The 14,918-nt window shown below is 63.6% G+C and carries 13 protein-coding genes; 7 read left to right on the plus strand and 6 right to left on the minus strand.

Annotation, left to right across the window (positions count from 1 at the left end):
• Window positions 1-2 precede the first annotated feature (2 nt).
• Genes M0D68_RS22115 through M0D68_RS22140 form a run of 6 tightly spaced genes read left to right on the plus strand, consistent with a single transcriptional unit; the run spans window position 3 to window position 4,620 of the window.
• Window positions 3-488, plus strand: coding sequence for a hotdog family protein (locus tag M0D68_RS22115; protein ID WP_200618132.1), 486 nt, complete (start codon window positions 3-5; stop codon window positions 486-488).
• On the plus strand, window positions 485-1,210 hold the full coding sequence (locus M0D68_RS22120; RefSeq protein ID WP_200618133.1) for a 3-ketoacyl-ACP reductase FabG2: 726 nt from the start codon (window positions 485-487) through the stop codon (window positions 1,208-1,210). Before M0D68_RS22115 ends, M0D68_RS22120 begins: the two co-directional genes overlap by 4 nt.
• A complete protein-coding gene (locus M0D68_RS22125) occupies window positions 1,210-2,436 on the plus strand; it encodes a beta-ketoacyl-ACP synthase (RefSeq protein WP_200618134.1) in 1,227 nt (408 codons plus the stop codon). Before M0D68_RS22120 ends, M0D68_RS22125 begins: the two co-directional genes overlap by 1 nt.
• Window positions 2,433-3,662 (plus strand): beta-ketoacyl synthase, encoded by a 1,230-nt coding sequence (locus tag M0D68_RS22130; RefSeq protein ID WP_200618135.1) that lies wholly within the window; start codon window positions 2,433-2,435, stop codon window positions 3,660-3,662. The genes M0D68_RS22125 and M0D68_RS22130 overlap by 4 nt, the downstream gene beginning before the upstream one ends.
• A gap of 35 nt (window positions 3,663-3,697) precedes the next feature.
• Window positions 3,698-4,120 carry a signal peptidase gene (locus M0D68_RS22135; protein WP_200618136.1) on the plus strand — a complete coding sequence of 141 codons (423 nt, stop codon included), beginning with the start codon at window positions 3,698-3,700 and terminating at the stop codon, window positions 4,118-4,120.
• Window positions 4,121-4,173: 53 nt separating this feature from the next.
• Window positions 4,174-4,620, plus strand: a complete 447-nt coding sequence (locus M0D68_RS22140; protein ID WP_200618137.1) for an excinuclease ABC subunit A — start codon at window positions 4,174-4,176, stop codon at window positions 4,618-4,620.
• A 129-nt stretch (window positions 4,621-4,749) separates the two neighbouring features.
• On the opposite strand, the gene M0D68_RS22145 is transcribed toward M0D68_RS22140, so the two are convergent.
• A complete protein-coding gene (locus tag M0D68_RS22145) occupies window positions 4,750-5,478 on the minus strand; it encodes a class I SAM-dependent methyltransferase (protein ID WP_200618138.1) in 729 nt (242 codons plus the stop codon).
• Window positions 5,479-5,581: 103 nt separating this feature from the next.
• Between M0D68_RS22145 and M0D68_RS22150 the strand changes: the two genes are divergently transcribed.
• Entirely contained in the window at window positions 5,582-6,835 is a 1,254-nt protein-coding gene (locus M0D68_RS22150; protein ID WP_200618139.1) for an NAD(P)/FAD-dependent oxidoreductase, read from the plus strand.
• A gap of 124 nt (window positions 6,836-6,959) precedes the next feature.
• Here the strand turns inward: M0D68_RS22150 and guaD are convergent, their stop codons facing one another.
• The 5 genes from guaD to xdhA all read right to left on the minus strand — a co-directional run bounded on the left by guaD (window position 6,960) and on the right by xdhA (window position 14,716).
• A complete protein-coding gene (gene guaD / locus M0D68_RS22155; RefSeq protein WP_200564676.1) occupies window positions 6,960-8,306 on the minus strand; it encodes a guanine deaminase in 1,347 nt (448 codons plus the stop codon).
• Between the two features lie 106 nt (window positions 8,307-8,412).
• Window positions 8,413-9,465 carry an adenosine deaminase gene (locus M0D68_RS22160; protein ID WP_200618140.1) on the minus strand — a complete coding sequence of 351 codons (1,053 nt, stop codon included), beginning with the start codon at window positions 9,463-9,465 and terminating at the stop codon, window positions 8,413-8,415.
• A 97-nt stretch (window positions 9,466-9,562) separates the two neighbouring features.
• Window positions 9,563-10,576: a xanthine dehydrogenase accessory protein XdhC gene (xdhC, locus tag M0D68_RS22165; protein ID WP_175050982.1), complete on the minus strand. Its 1,014-nt coding sequence runs from the start codon at window positions 10,574-10,576 to the stop codon at window positions 9,563-9,565.
• A gap of 127 nt (window positions 10,577-10,703) precedes the next feature.
• On the minus strand, window positions 10,704-13,169 hold the full coding sequence (xdhB, locus tag M0D68_RS22170; protein WP_200618141.1) for a xanthine dehydrogenase molybdopterin binding subunit: 2,466 nt from the start codon (window positions 13,167-13,169) through the stop codon (window positions 10,704-10,706).
• Complete coding sequence (gene xdhA, locus M0D68_RS22175; RefSeq protein WP_200618142.1) at window positions 13,169-14,716, minus strand: xanthine dehydrogenase small subunit; 1,548 nt, start codon at window positions 14,714-14,716, stop codon at window positions 13,169-13,171. Before xdhA ends, xdhB begins: the two co-directional genes overlap by 1 nt.
• Window positions 14,717-14,918 lie beyond the last annotated feature (202 nt).

Below are 14,918 nucleotides of genomic sequence, written 5' to 3' on the forward strand. Positions count from 1 at the left end.
CGATGACCCAGACGCCCTCCATTCAGGATCTCATCCGGCAACCGATCGAAACGATCATCCCGCATCGCGGCACCATGCTGCTGATCGATGCCGTGAGCACGTTCAGCGAAGAGGCACTGAGTGCGCGCGCGACCGTCCATGCCGACGCCTGGTATGCCGACGTAGACGGTGCGATGCCCGCGTGGATCGGTATCGAGCTGATGGCGCAGACCATCGCCGCGCACGTCGCGCTGCTGGCCATGCGCGGCGGCGGTCAGGCGCGCCCCGGTGTGCTGCTCGGCTCGCGCAGCTATCGCGCTTTGCAGCCGTCGTTCGCCGGCGGCGCCCAGTTACTGATCCACGCAACAGAATTACTGCGCAGCGAAGAAGGCCACGGCGCCTACGAATGCACGATCCACCATGGCGACGTGTGTTGCGCCGAGGCGGTCATCAAGGTCTTTCAGCCGCGCGATTTTCAGTCATTCATCGAAGGGAGTTTCAGTTCATGAGCCGGCGTGTTCTCGTTACCGGCGCAAGCCGCGGCATCGGCCGCGCGATTGCGTACAAGTTGGCCGCCGACGGTTTCGCGGTGTCGGTGCATTGCCGCACGGGCCGCACCGAAGCCGAAGCCGTGGCAACGGGCATCGCCGCACAAGGCGGGACGGCGCGCGTGCTGCAATTCGATGTGCGCGATCGCGCCGCGTGCCGCGAAGTGCTCGAAGTGGATGTCGTGGCGCACGGCGCGTACTACGGCATCGTATGCAGTGCGGGCGTGACGCGCGACGCCGCGTTCCCCGCGCTCACCGAAGAAGACTGGGACATCGTGATCGAAACCGGTCTCGACTCGTTCTACAACGTCGTCCATCCGCTGACCATGCCGATGGTGCGGGCGAAGAAGGGCGGGCGCATCGTCACGATCGCGTCCGTCTCCGGCGTGATGGGCAATCGCGGCCAGGTCAACTACAGCGCGGCGAAGGCTGGGCTGATCGGCGCGTCCAAGGCGCTCGCCGTCGAACTGGCGACGCGCAACATCACCGTCAATTGCGTCGCGCCGGGTTTGATCGATACCGGCATGCTCGACGATATGCCGATCGAGCAGGCATTGAAGACGGTGCCGATGAACCGCGTCGGCCAGCCTGCCGAAGTGGCGTCCGTGGTTAGCTTCCTGATGTCGGATGCGGCTTCGTATGTCACGCGTCAGGTGATCGGCGTCAATGGTGGGATGGTGTGATGAAGCGCGTCGTCATTACCGGCATGGGGGGCGTCACGGCGTTCGGTGACGACTGGAACGCAATCGAAGCGCGCCTGAAGAGTGGCGTGAACGCGGTGCGCCGCATGCCCGAGTGGGATTACTTCGAGTCGCTGCACACGCGGCTCGCGTGCCCGTTGCCGGGCTTCACGGTGCCCGCGCACTATCCGCGCAAGAAAACCCGCTCGATGGGGCCGGTGTCGATGTACTCGGTGCGCGCGAGCGAACTGGCGCTCGCCGATGCGGGCCTCGCCGACGACACCAGCATCAAGGACGGCCGCATGGGCGTTGCCTACGGTTCGTCGTCGGGCTCGGTGCAGCCGATTCGCGCATTCGGCACGATGCTCGAAACCGGCTCGATGAGCGACGTCACGTCGAACAGCTACGTGCAGATGATGCCGCACACCACGGCGGTGAACGTGAGCCTGTTCTGGGATCTGAAAGGGCGGATCATTCCGACCTCGTGCGCGTGCGCATCGGGCAGCCAGGCGATCGGCTACGCGTATGAAGCGATCCAGAGCGGCAAGCAGACGCTGATGCTGGCTGGCGGCGCGGAAGAAATGTCGGGCCCAGCGGTCGCGGTATTCGACACGCTGTACGCCACCAGCACGCGCAACGACGAGCCGCATCTCACACCGCGTCCGTTCGATGCCGCGCGTGACGGTCTCGTGGTGGGCGAAGGCGCGGCGACGCTGGTGCTCGAAGAATACGAACACGCGGTGGCGCGCGGCGCGCGGATTCATGCGGAGATCGTTGGCTTCGGCTGCAATTCGGACGGCGCGCATATGACCCAGCCGACCGCCGAAACCATGGCGCTGGCCATGCAGCTCGCTTTGAAAGATGCGCAACTGCCACCCGAGGCGATCGCCTATGTGAACGCGCACGGCACCTCCACGGACCGCGGTGACATTGCCGAAAGCCATGCAACCGCGCAGACCTTCGGCGCGCGCATGCCGATGAGCTCGCTCAAGAGCTATGTCGGCCATACGCTTGGTGCATGCGGTGCGCTGGAAGCGTGGTGGACCATCGAGATGATGAAGCGCAACTGGTATGCGCCAACCTTGAATCTGGAGAACGTCGATCCGGCCTGCGCGCCGCTCGATTACATCGTCGGCACGGGTCGTGAGATCGACGCCGAACATGTGATGAGCAACAACTTTGCATTCGGCGGCATCAACACGTCGCTGATTTTCAGGCGCGTTCGATGAGCGTGCCGCTGCAACGCGTGGTCGTCACCGGCATGGGGATCGTGTCGTGCCTCGGCAATACGCTCGACGACGTGTCCGCCGCGCTGCGCGCGGGCCGCTCACGCATCGAGCGAATCGACGCGTGGCGTGAGCGCGGCTTCGGCTCGCAGGTGGCGGGCGTCGCCTCGGTCGCGCAGGAGCCGCCGTTCGATCGCAAGCTCGAACGCTTCATGGGCGACACCGCGCGCTTTGCATGCCACGCGGCGAAGAAAGCGATCGACGATGCCGGGCTCGACCTCGCCGCCTTGCGCTTGCCGCACGCCGGCACGGTGATCGGCTCGGGCGTCGGCACGATGTCGAGTTACGACGTGTCCATGTCGATTGCGAATACCCGCGGCGTCGATAAAGTTCCGCCGTATACGGTTCCGCATGCGATGAGCAGCACCGCGTCGGCCAACGTCGCGCAGGTGTTCGGTCTCGAGGGCGTGAGCTATTCGCCATCGTCGGCGTGCACGACGTCGGCGCTCGCGATCGGCCAGGCGATGCAGTTGATCCAGACCGGTCGCCAGCAGATCGTGCTGGCCGGTGGCAGCGAGTCCTTGCACGACAACATGACGTTGATGTTCGACGCGATGGGCGCACTGTCGCGCAACTTCAATGACACGCCACAGCGCGCTTCGCGTCCCTACGACACGGCGCGCGATGGCTTCGTGATCGCCTCGGGCGGCGGCGTGCTGGTGCTCGAATCGCTCGATCACGCGTTGGCGCGTGGGGCCCGCATTTACGCCGAGCTGACCGGTTTCGGCGACTGCACGGACCGCGCGGGCATGGTCACGCCGCATGCGGCCGGCATCGCGCGGGCGATGCGTGGCGCGTTGGGCGAAGCGGGCAAGCGCCCGGATTACGTCAACACGCATGCACCGTCTACGCCGCTTGGCGACGTCGAGGAATTGCGCGCCTTGACTGCCGTATTTGGCGACGAAGTCCCGGCGTTCTCGTCGACCAAAGGCATGACCGGACATCCGCTCGGCGCTTGCGGCGCGCACGAGGCGATCTACACCTTGCTGATGATGCGCGACGGTTTCATCGCGGGGACGACGGACATCGAGACGCCGGAGCCGGGCGTCGACGGCATGCCGCTCGTGCGCACAACGCGCGACGCTCGCATCGGTTCGGCGATGTCGATTTCATTCGGGTTCGGCGGCAGTTGCGCAAGCCTGATATTTGAAGGGTGGCAGGGCGGTTGAACCGGCCGCGATTTTAAAAAACGAGGGCAATAAAAATGAAAAGAGTTTTTGTGCTGGGTGCGCTGGCGGTGGTGGTGCTGACGCAAGCGGGATGTGCCACAGACGTGAAATCGGTGCCGCTCGCGGCGGCCGGCGGTCAGTCGCGCGGGGGCGTGCCAGTGTATTTTGGCCAGCAGAGCCACCCGGCGGTGACGGCCAGGTTGGGCGACGTGTCCTTCTCGGTGCGGATCGCGCGCAAGGTGGCGAGTCCCGACGACGCATGTCATGAAGCGCTTGCCGAAGCCGTGCAGAAACTGCGCGCGGCAGCTCACGAGCGCAACGCCAACGCCGTGATCGACGTATCGACACGTTTTCATAGCACCCAGAGCAACTCGTCGACCGACTTCACCTGCGGCGTGAGCCCGAGCGCGGCGGCCATCGCCGTGAGCGGCCAGCTCGTCGTGCTGGAAGCGAACTAGGTCGAATCGAATTTAGAACTCACTAAAGCAACAAAAACCACTCAGGAGTCTCGATGAAACGCAATCTGCTGTTTGCCGCGCTGTTCGCTTCGCTCGCCACGCTGAGCGCTACTCAGGCCTTTGCCCGCGACACGGTTGATAACTATCCGGTTGCACCGGCGCTGCAAAGCGAACCGGGCAAGGTCAGTGACGACATCGCGCTGTACTTCGCGGGCCAGCAGCATCCGGCCGTGCTCAAAACGATCGGTGAATTCGCGACCAACAAGAAGACCAATGCCTTCGGCAAGAGCGACCTGGCAGCGTGCCAGCACGTGTTTCTTTCAGCGGTGATCGAGTTGCAGGAACGCGCGCGCAAGGAAGGCGGGAACGCCGTGATCAACATCAAGAGCAACTACAAGAATGAAGTGCGTGAGAGCGCGACGGAGTTCACGTGTGGCGCGGGCGCGGTAATTGCTGGTGTGGCGCTGAAGGGCGATGTGGTGACGCTGCGCGGCAAATGATCACCGAAGTGGTGTTGAGCCTGCAAACAAGCACGCAAACAGGCACACAAACAGGCACACAAACAGGCACACAAACAGGCACGTCGTGATGCTTACCAGTGCGGGGGTATACCACCGCACTGGCGAAATTCAGTCTGCCTTGACTGCTGCGACATTGACCAGCGTTTCACGACGCTTGCCAGGTTGCGGGTGGTACAGGCCGAGGCGCTCGAGGAGCCCGAAGTCTTTCGCGCGGCTCCACCAGAGATACGGCAGCGAGACGTTGCGCTGCTCGAAGCGGAAACCGCCGCGGCGGATCATGTCGAGGTAGCCGTTGGCGCTTTTCTGCACGTGCATGGGGTGACGGAACAGCAGCCGGATCACCCACGATTTGATGTACGCGTCGGTGGATTCAGCGAACAGCAGGATGCCGCCCGGTTTGAGCACGCGGCGGAATTCGGCGAGTGCGCGGTCCTGCTCGACGAGATGGTGGAAGGTTTGATGACAGAACACGATGTCGGCGCTGGCATCGGGCAGCGGCAATTGCGCGCAGTCGCCGTGCAGCACGTCGATATCGGCGAGCTTGTCGCGGCACGCGCGCGCTGCATTGGCGGCAAGCGCCAGCGACGGTTCGTGAAAATCGACGCCGACAAGGCGGCGCGGCTTGAACGCGTCGGCAAGCAGGTGAAATGAAATGCCTTGCCCGCAGCCGACGTCGACGATCACCGGCGCGGCGGGCAAGGGCGCGTCGATCAGGCGTTTGAGGTCGTTGATCGCGACCCGCAGGACGTGATGTTCCCACGTGTAGGTGCGCAGGAACCAGATTCCGAAGGCCGTTTCCGGTACGAAAGGCACGCTGGATGTTTCGGATGGCGACACGCTGGACTCCGACGAAATTTGTTCTTGCTGTGAAGCGTAATTGTAACGAAAAGTAAGGATGCAGCGTAATGCTGTTCAGTGCAAGCAAACGATTGAGGCAACCTTGAGTACACATTCGTCAAAGCGCATAACCGTCGACGTAGCGATCATTGGTGCGGGTCCGGCAGGCGCAGTCGCGGCGGCGCTCCTGCGCCGGTCGGGCCGGTCGGTGCTGGTGCTGGAGCGCCAGCATTTTCCGCGCTTCTCGATCGGCGAAAGTCTGCTGCCGCAAAGCATGGCCTACCTCGAAGAGGCGGGCATGCTGCAGGCGGTGGTCGAAGCCGGTTTCCAGTACAAGAACGGCGCGCATTTCATTCACCGCGGCCAGTCGTCGGCGTTCGACTTCCGCGATAAGCATTCGCCGGGGTGGGGCACCACGTACCAGGTCGAGCGCGCGGTGTTCGACGATATTCTGATTCGCTGCGCGGCCCAGCAGGGCGCCGACGTGCGCTTCGGTCACACGGTGCGCGCGATGCAAACCGGTGAAAATGGCAACAAGCCGGTACTCGACGTGATCGACGAAGCGGGAAACGCGTATGAAGTGGAGGCGCACTTCGTGTTCGACGCGAGTGGCTTCGGCCGCGTGCTGCCACGCTTGCTGAATCTCGAAGCGCCTACGCGCATGCCGACACGTGCCGCGATCTTTACGCACGTACGCGATGGCATTCCGGTCGGCGTGACCGATCGCAACAAGATCTGCGTGGCGACGCACCCGGAGCGCCGCGACGTGTGGTTCTGGATGATTCCGCTGGCGGGCGGCCGTTCGTCGGTGGGTTGCGTGGCGGAGGCCAGTTTCCTCGATGTGCCGGAAGCCGAGCGCGACACGAAACTGCGGGCATTGATCCAGCAGGAGCCGACACTCGGGCCGTTGATCGGCAATGCACCGTTTCTGATGCCGGTGCGTCATATCGGCGGATACGCGGCGAACGTCGAGCGCTTGCATGGACCCGGCTACGCGTTGCTCGGCAATGCGGGCGAATTTCTCGATCCGGTGTTCTCGTCCGGCGTGACGATTGCGTTGCGTTCCGCGCATCTCGCGGTGCAGACGTTGAACCGGCAACTGAATGGCGAGCAGGTGGACTGGTCGTCCGCTTACGACGTACCGTTGCGTAAGGGGATCGATACGTTCCGCGCGTTTGTCGAACGCTGGTACACGGGCGAGCTGCAGGACATCATTTTCTATCCGGACCAGACGCCGTCGATCCGCCGCATGATCAGCGCGGTGCTGGCGGGTTACGCATGGGATGAGTCGAATCCGTATGTCGCCGATCCGGTGCGGCGCTTGAATGCGTTGCACGACGTGTGCACTCACGCGTGACCATTGATCGTTGACCGTTGGTCGGGCTGCACCGCATGGGCAAAAGAAAACGGCGCTTCCTCAAGGAAGCGCCGTTTTTTATTCAAAGGCCTGATTCAATTCACACGTCGGCTTACGAATCCAATCAGGCCGCGATCTTCGCCGCGCGCGGCGCATGCTGACGCACGTCGTCGCGACGATGCACGCGCTTGCCCGCGGCATACGTTTCATAGATCGCGCGGTCGTCGCCGAGCAGCGCGAACGCGAACAGCAGTTCTTCGAGCGACTCGGTGCGTGCGGTACGGCGCGCGAGCAGCGGCGTGGCTTGCGGATCGAGCACGACGAAATCGGCTTCCGACTTCGGCTTCAGGGTGCCGACCTTGTCGGCCAGATCGAGCGCTTCAGCGGCACCTGCGGTGGCGAGATAGAACATCCGCGTGGCCGTCAGATGATGACCCGTCAGACGCGCGACCTTATGCGCTTCGTTCATCGTTTGCAGCATCGAGAATGAGGTGCCGCCGCCAACGTCGGTTGCCAGCGCGATCGGCATGCCGGCTTCGTCGGCCTTGTCGAAGTCGAACAGGCCGCTGCCGAGGAACAGGTTCGAGGTCGGGCAGTGCGAGGCCACTGTGCCGGTTTGCGCCATGCGCTTGCGGTCTTCCTCGTCGAGGTAGATGCAATGGCCGTACACCGCGCGGCGGCGCAGCAGGCCGTAGTGATCGTAGATGTCCAGATAGCTGCGGTGGCCCGGGAACAGATCGGCGACCCATTTCACTTCATCGGTATTCTCGGCGACGTGGCTCTGGATGAAGATGTCCGGATGCTTGCCCGCCAGCACGCCGCACGCTTCGAGTTGTGCTTCGGTCGAGGTCGGCGCGAAACGCGGCGTGAGCGCGTACATCTGGCGGCCACGGTTGTGCCAGCGGCCGATCAGCTCGGCGCTGTCGTCGTAACCCGATTGCGCGGTGTCGCGCAGAAACTCGGGGCAGTTGCGGTCCATCAGCACCTTGCCGGCCACCATGCGCAGATTGCGCGCTTCGCTTTCGGTGAAGAGGGCGTCGGCCGATTCCTTGTGGACCGTGCAATACACGAGCGCGGTGGTCGTGCCGCAAGCCAGCAGTTCTTCGACGAAGAAGCTCGCCGTATCGCGCGCATACGCCGGATCGGTGAAACGGCGCTCCGTCGGGAACGTGTACGTGTCGAGCCACGGCAGGAGACCCGGCGCCGGCGACGCGATCATGTCGGTCTGCGGGTAATGGATGTGCGTATCGATGAAACCCGGCACGATCAGCTTGTCGCGCATTTCCTGCACATGGGTGCCCGGCGCGAGTTGCGACGCGAGCGCTGCATACGCGCCCGCCGCGACAACATGGCCGTCTTCGACGATCAGCAAACCGTCCTCGTTGAAGACCGCCGCGTTGGGCGATTGCGCAGGGTCGCCGTTGAAGGTCAGCAGTTGTGCGCGGAACGCTGATTGTGTCGGTTGAGTCATGGAAAAACCGTCTCCGTATTTGTGAGGAGCTAAACAGCGCAGACGGCGGCTTGATTCTGGGTGTGAAACGAACCCGTGCCGCCGCCGGCTGCCATTCATTGGCCCGTCAGTGCGGGCCGCCTGGGTGCCAGTGCGCGTCGAGCTTCGCGATCAGTTCGCTGCGTTGCTCGGGCGTGACGAACGACGCTTCGAAGCTGTTGCGGATGATCGTGTAGACCTCGGCATCGTTGAGCTTCAACGCGTCGATCGTGGCGAAATAGTTGGCGTTCACGTAACCGCCGAAATAAGCGGGATCGTCGGAATTCACCGTGACGGCTACGCCGCGATCGAGCAGGTCCTTCAGCGTGTGCTTGGTCATGTCGTCGAACACGCAGAGCTTGAGGTTCGACAACGGACACACGGTCAGCGCGACGCGCGAATCGGCGAGGCGCGTGACCAGCGCCGGATCTTCGATACTGCGCACGCCGTGGTCGACGCGGTCCACTTTGAGCAGATCGAGCGCTTCGTAGATATACGACGGCGGACCTTCTTCGCCCGCATGCGCGACCAGTTTCAGACCGAGCGCGCGTGCCTTCGCGAAGACCCGTTCGAACTTCGAAGGCGGATGGCCGCGTTCGGACGAATCGAGACCCACGCCGATCAGGCGATGCTTGTACTGCTCGAACAGCGGCAGCGCTTCTTCGAACGTGGCGAGTGCGTCTTCTTCCGATAGGTGGCGCAGGAAACACAGAATCAGCTTGCTCGTCATGCCGCGCTTTTCCGCATCGGCCAACGCGCGATCAATGCCCGCGACGACGGTTGCGATCGGCACGCCACGTTCCGTATGCGTCTGCGGATCGAAGAAGATTTCGCTGTGAATCACGTTATCGGCGAGGCAGCGTTCGACATACGCCGTCGTCATGTCGTAGAAGTCCTGCTCGTGCAGCAGCACGCTCGCGCCGGCGTAGTAGATGTCGAGGAACGATTGGAGATCGGTGAACGCATACGCAGCGCGCAAGGCATCGATCGACTCGTACGCGAGCTTCACGCCGTTGCGTTCGGCGAGCGCGAAGATCAGCTCGGGTTCGAGCGAGCCTTCAATATGGATGTGCAACTCGGCCTTCGGGGCGCGAGCGGCTTTCTCAATGAGTGCCGTGGGGGTAGCGGTTGTTGTATTCATGGTCGGTCAGCATTTGGTTTAGAGTCGGTTCGCGCCGGATGCGGGATGCAGGACAGGATGCAATCTCGTTGGGGCGGCAGGTCGATTGTGCGACAAATCAGACCGTCTGCGCCGCGTGCGCGCCCGCATTCGCCTCCACTGCCTGCAACACTTGAGCCGCCGCGGAGATCGCAATGATCTCCGGCGACTTGTCGACGATACCGTCGACGCCGAGCGGGCACTTCATCCGTGCAATCTGCGAAGGATCGATGCCACGCGCGGCCAGCCGATGTTCGAACTGCTTGCGCTTGCTGTGCGAGCCGATCATGCCGAAGAACGCGAAATCGCCACGCCGCAGAATGCGCTCGGCCAACTCGAGATCGAGCGCATGGTTGTGCGTCATCACGATGAAGTACGTGTGCGGCGCAGCCTGATCGATGGCTTCGTCGGGTGCATCGTTCGGATCGATCTTCACGTTCGGCGCATGCAGCGTTTCCACAGGCGGAAACTGCGCGTCGCGCTCGTCGACCCAGCGCACGGTGCAAGGCAGCGTGGCCAGCACGCGAACCAGCGCCGCGCCCACGTGACCGGCGCCGAACAGCACGACCTGGAAGTCGCCTGGCGCGATGGTCTCGGTGAGCAGCGCGCCGCTGTCGTCGAAACCGGCGCCGTCCCACAGCAGGCAGTCGGAGGCATCGACACCCGGCTCGGGGTCGGACAGCATCACCGCATCCGGTGCGGGGCCGAATGATACGCTACGCACCGTCGAAAGGCCTGCCGCCACGCGTTTCGCGAGCGAGGTGATCCAGCCGAGGTCGCCGATGTCGAGGCGCTCGAAGGCGAGAATCACGGCGCCGCCGCAGCACTGACCGAGACTGGGGCCAAGCGCGAAACGTTCGAGGCGGCGCATATGCGGCGAGCGCATGCCGTCGCGCAGCACCTGACGCGCGGTCTCGATGGCTTTCCATTCGAGGTGTCCGCCGCCGATCGTGTGCTTGGCCGAATCGCGCGTGACGATCATCTTGGTGCCGGCTTCGCGGGGCGCCGAACCTTCGACGCGTGCGACCGTCACCAGCACGGCGGCGTCGCCGTGCGCGAGCAGTTGTTGCAGGTCAGGTAGCCAGGCTTGCATCCGGCGGTTCTCCATACGTGGCCGCGCGGGGTGTCCGTGCGGCCGGTTGAGTGTGGCGCAACGCGTTCGTGTCGCGTCGGGCCCAGGTTTTAAGTTGCTTAACGTCGTTCAACGCTTCATCAAATTGCTAAACCGGCGTGGTGGCGGTTGTGGTTGTGACTCCCACCGTCGCTTCCGTTGCTTGTTCCGTTGGCTGTCCTGTTGCGGGTTCCGTCGCCGTCGCGGGCGATTGCAAAGCATCCAGCGCGTCGAGAATCGCTTCGGGCGTCGCCGGTGCACGAAGCTGCGGCGCGTTTTCCGCACCCGGCACCGCGGCCGCAACCGCGTCGCGAATCGCGAGAAACACCGAGAACGGCAGCAGCAGTGGCGGCTCGCCTACTGCCTTCGAATGGAACACGGTCGGCTCGACGTTCTGATTCTGATAAAGCCGCACATTGAACGCCGTGGGCGTATCGCTGACGGCCGGAATCTTGTAGGTCGACGGCGCGTGCGTCATCAGGCGGCCATCGCGGTTCCACCACAATTCCTCGGTGGTGAGCCAGCCCATGCCCTGAATGAAGCCACCTTCCACCTGGCCGAGATCGATCGCCGGATTGATCGATTGGCCGGCGTCGTGCAACACGTCCGCGCGCACCAGTTTCCATTCGCCGGTCAGCGTGTCGATCACCACTTCCGACACGGCCGCTCCGTACGCAAAGTAATAAAACGGGTGACCGGTCAGCGTTTTTGCGTCCCAGTGCACTTTCGGCGTCGTGTAGAACCCGTCCGACCACAATTGCACGCGCGCCAGATACGCGGCGGCGACCAGTTGCTCGAATGGCATCGCACCGCCGTTCACCGACACTTCACCGCTGGCGAATTCCACTGCATCGGAGCTGCCGCCGAGTTGCTTCGCCGCGAGTGTGGCGAGCCTGTCACGAATGGTCCGCGCAGCGGCTTCGGCGGCTTTGCCGTTCAGGTCGCTGCCGGTGGAGGCGGCGGTCGCCGAGGTGTTGGCGATCTTCGACGTATCGGTCGCCGTCACGCGCACGCGCGAAAGCGGCAGGCCGAGCTGGTTCGCGACGACTTGCGCGACCTTCGTATTCAGCCCCTGGCCCATTTCGGTGCCGCCGTGATTGACGAGTACCGAACCGTCTTTGTACACATGCACCAGCGCGCCGGCCTGATTTAGAAACGGCACGTTGAACGAGATGCCGAACTTCACCGGCGAGAACGCGAGGCCGCGTTTGAGCACCGGACTTTTCGCATTGAACGCGGCGATCGCTTCACGGCGCGCGCGGTAGTCGCTGGTTTCGAGCAACTCATCCGTTAGCGGCGCGATGATGTTGTCGTCGACGCGCTGTCCGTACGGCGTCGTGTCGCGTTCGCCGATGCCGTAGTAGTTGGCGAGCCGCACGTCGAGCGGATCGCAGTGCAATTGACGTGCGATGCTGTCGAGCATCACTTCCATCACCAGCGCGCCTTGCGGGCCGCCGAAGCCGCGGAATGCGGTGTTCGATTGCGTGTTCGTCTTGCAGCACAGCGCGACAATGTCGACGTCGGACAGGTAGTACGCGTTGTCGAAGTGACAGACGGCACGCGTTGCGACCGCACCGGACAAGTCAGCGGAATAGCCGGCTCGCAAGGCAATTTCGACGCGCGCGCCGAGGATGCGGCCGCTATCGTCAAAGCCTGCTTCGTACTCGTAGACCGCGTCGTGGCGCTTGCCGGTGATCATGAAATCGTCGTCGCGGTCGGCGCGCAGTTTGACCGGCCGGCGCAGCAGTTTTGCCGCCAGCGATGCCACGCACGCGAACATCGCCGATTGCGATTCCTTGCCGCCGAATCCGCCGCCCATCCGCCGGCATTCGCACACGACGTTGTGCGCCGGCCAGCCGAGCATATGCGCGACGACCTGCTGCATTTCGCTCGGATGCTGCGTCGAACTGTAGACGAGCATGCCGTCCATTTCCTTCGGCACGGCGTAGGCGATCTGGCCTTCGAGATAAAACTGTTCCTGGCCGCCGACTTCGAATGTGCCGCGGATTTTATGCGGCGCGGCGGCGATTTTCGCATCGGGTTCGCCGCGCCTCAGATGCAGCGGCGGCAGGACGAATTGCTTATTGGCTTTCGCTTCGGCGGGAGTGAGGACGACCTCGAGCGGTTCATATCGCACGACGTCGTCGCTTTTGGCCAGCGCTGCGGCGCGCCGCGCGAGCTCATGACTCTCGGCGATCACCGCGAACACCGGTTGGCCGAGATACAGCACTTCGTCTACAGCGAGAATCGGATCGTCGTGCAGCACAGGTCCGCAATTGTTCTCGCCAGGGATGTCTTCGGCGGTCAGCACGGCGATCACGCCAGGCGCTTTTCTGACAGCGTCCAGATCGAGCGACACGATCCGCGCGTGCGCATGCCGCGACAGCCCAAGCGCTGCGTGCAGCGTGCCTTGCAATTCGGGGACGTCGTCGGTGTAGGTGGCTTCGCCGCTCACATGCAGCGCAGCCGATTCATGCGGCAAGGAGATGCCGATCGCCGTATCGCTCTCCTGAATGGCGGCGTGCTTGTCAGCCTGGTGCGCAGCATGTTCGACGAAAGCATCGGTCCGGTTCATCACGACGACTCCTTCGCAACGGCCGCGTCGGGCGCGCCGGTTTCGTACGCGAACGCATTCACGTCGAAGAGGGCGAGCGGCGCGTCATCGCGCGTTTCGAGGTGGAAGCGCCACAACACATTGCGCGCCACCTTCAGTCGATAGGCGCTCGAGGCGCGCATGTCAGTGAGCGGCTGGTAATCGGCGACGAGTGCGTTCATCGCTTGCCGCGCGGTGCTTTCGTTCCATGTTGCGCCAATCAGCGCGGCCTCGGTTTGCGCGGCGCGTTTGGGTGTCGCGGCCATGCCGCCGAACGCAATGCGGGCGTCCCTGATCGTGCCGTTTTCGCCGATGTGCAGCGCGAATGCGGCGCACACCGCGGAGATGTCCTGATCGTAACGCTTTGACACTTTGTACGTGCGGAAGCGTAAATCGCGCGCCGGACGCGGCACGCGCAGCGCGGCGACGAATTCGCCTGCCGCGAGCGCGGTTTTCTGATAGCCGAGGTAGAACGCATCGAGCTTCAGCGCGCGAGTTTTGGCGCCGTGGCGCAGCACGACTTCGGCGTCGAGCGCGAGCAGCGCAGGCATCGAATCACCGATTGGCGAGCCGTTCGCGACGTTGCCGCCGAGTGTGCCGGCATTGCGGATCGGCAGCGACGCAAAGCGCGTCCACAGTTCGGCCAGTTCGGGGTAATCGGCGGCGAGCGCAGCGTAGGCGTCTTCGAGCGTGACGGCGGCGCCGATCGTCAGCGTCTGCGCATCTCGTTCGATTGTCTTCAATTCGGCGACGTTGCCGATGTAGAGGATGTCGCCGAGATCGCGGAACTGTTTGGTGACCCACAGGCCGACGTCGGTGCTGCCGGCCAGGAGGCGCGCTTGCGGATGCTCGGCGCGCAATTTGGCAAACGCACCGAGCGAGACCGGTGCATGGAATGTGGGTGACCCGAACGCGGCGCCACGCGTATCGGGTGCGCTGTACTCGAAGGTGTCACGGCGTTGGATATCACGCAGCTTGTCTGCAACCGCCTTGCGGTCCAGCGTCACGCGTGGATATTGCGGATAGTCGAACATCTTCTGCGACGCATCGACGATCGGCCGGTAGCCGGTGCAGCGGCACAGATTGCCGGACAGCGCGGCGTTGATCTCATCGCGGGTGGGCAGGCCGGCGGCCGCCGGCTGGTTTTCATACAGCGCCCACATCGACATCACGAAGCCGGGAGTGCAGAAACCGCACTGCGAGCCGTGGCAATCGACCATGGCCTGTTGGACGGGGTGCAGGGCGCCGTCGGCGGCGCGCAGGTCTTCGACGGTGAAAAGGGCTTTGCCGTCCAGCGTCGGCAGGAACTGAATACAGGCGTTGACCGCTTTCAGCGCGAGCCCGCCTTGTGCATCCAGTTCGCCGATCACTATCGTGCAGGCGCCGCAGTCGCCTTCCGCGCAGCCTTCCTTGGTGCCCGTGCAATGCAAATCCTCGCGCAGGTGCTGCAGCACGGTGCGCGTCGCCGGGACGCCCGCGACCTCACGGACGGACCCCTGGTGATAAAAGCGGATGGTTTGCGTTGTCATGGCGAATCCGAAAGACAGTGCGGACCGGGCGCGCGTTACGCATGGGGTCGCGCCAAAGCCGGCCTCGCGCACGTAGATCGCCATCCAGTTCCGAAGATAGCATTACCTTGTCCCGAAAAGATTTCCCAACCCGCATGAAGCTTATTCGGAAGCAGTCATGTAATTAATACGATTCGCGCCGCGGCGGGAAGTTGCTTAAAGC

The sequence above is a fragment of the Paraburkholderia sp. SEWSISQ10-3 4 genome, from assembly GCF_030464785.1.
Lineage (GTDB): Bacteria > Pseudomonadota > Gammaproteobacteria > Burkholderiales > Burkholderiaceae > Paraburkholderia > Paraburkholderia aspalathi.

Bases quoted from the DNA above. Each gene is read 5' to 3' on its own strand.
- M0D68_RS22115 (WP_200618132.1), top strand. From the start codon at position 3: ATGACCCAGACGCCCTCCATTCAGGATCTCATCCGGCAACCGATCGAA.
- M0D68_RS22120 (WP_200618133.1), top strand. From the start codon at position 485: ATGAGCCGGCGTGTTCTCGTTACCGGCGCAAGCCGCGGCATCGGCCGC.
- M0D68_RS22125 (WP_200618134.1), top strand. From the start codon at position 1,210: ATGAAGCGCGTCGTCATTACCGGCATGGGGGGCGTCACGGCGTTCGGT.
- M0D68_RS22130 (WP_200618135.1), top strand. From the start codon at position 2,433: ATGAGCGTGCCGCTGCAACGCGTGGTCGTCACCGGCATGGGGATCGTG.
- M0D68_RS22135 (WP_200618136.1), top strand. From the start codon at position 3,698: ATGAAAAGAGTTTTTGTGCTGGGTGCGCTGGCGGTGGTGGTGCTGACG.
- M0D68_RS22140 (WP_200618137.1), top strand. From the start codon at position 4,174: ATGAAACGCAATCTGCTGTTTGCCGCGCTGTTCGCTTCGCTCGCCACG.
- guaD (WP_200564676.1), bottom strand. From the start codon at position 8,306: ATGACTCAACCGACACAATCAGCGTTCCGCGCACAACTGCTGACCTTC.
- M0D68_RS22160 (WP_200618140.1), bottom strand. From the start codon at position 9,465: ATGAATACAACAACCGCTACCCCCACGGCACTCATTGAGAAAGCCGCT.
- xdhC (WP_175050982.1), bottom strand. From the start codon at position 10,576: ATGCAAGCCTGGCTACCTGACCTGCAACAACTGCTCGCGCACGGCGAC.
- xdhB (WP_200618141.1), bottom strand. From the start codon at position 13,169: ATGAACCGGACCGATGCTTTCGTCGAACATGCTGCGCACCAGGCTGAC.
- xdhA (WP_200618142.1), bottom strand. From the start codon at position 14,716: ATGACAACGCAAACCATCCGCTTTTATCACCAGGGGTCCGTCCGTGAG.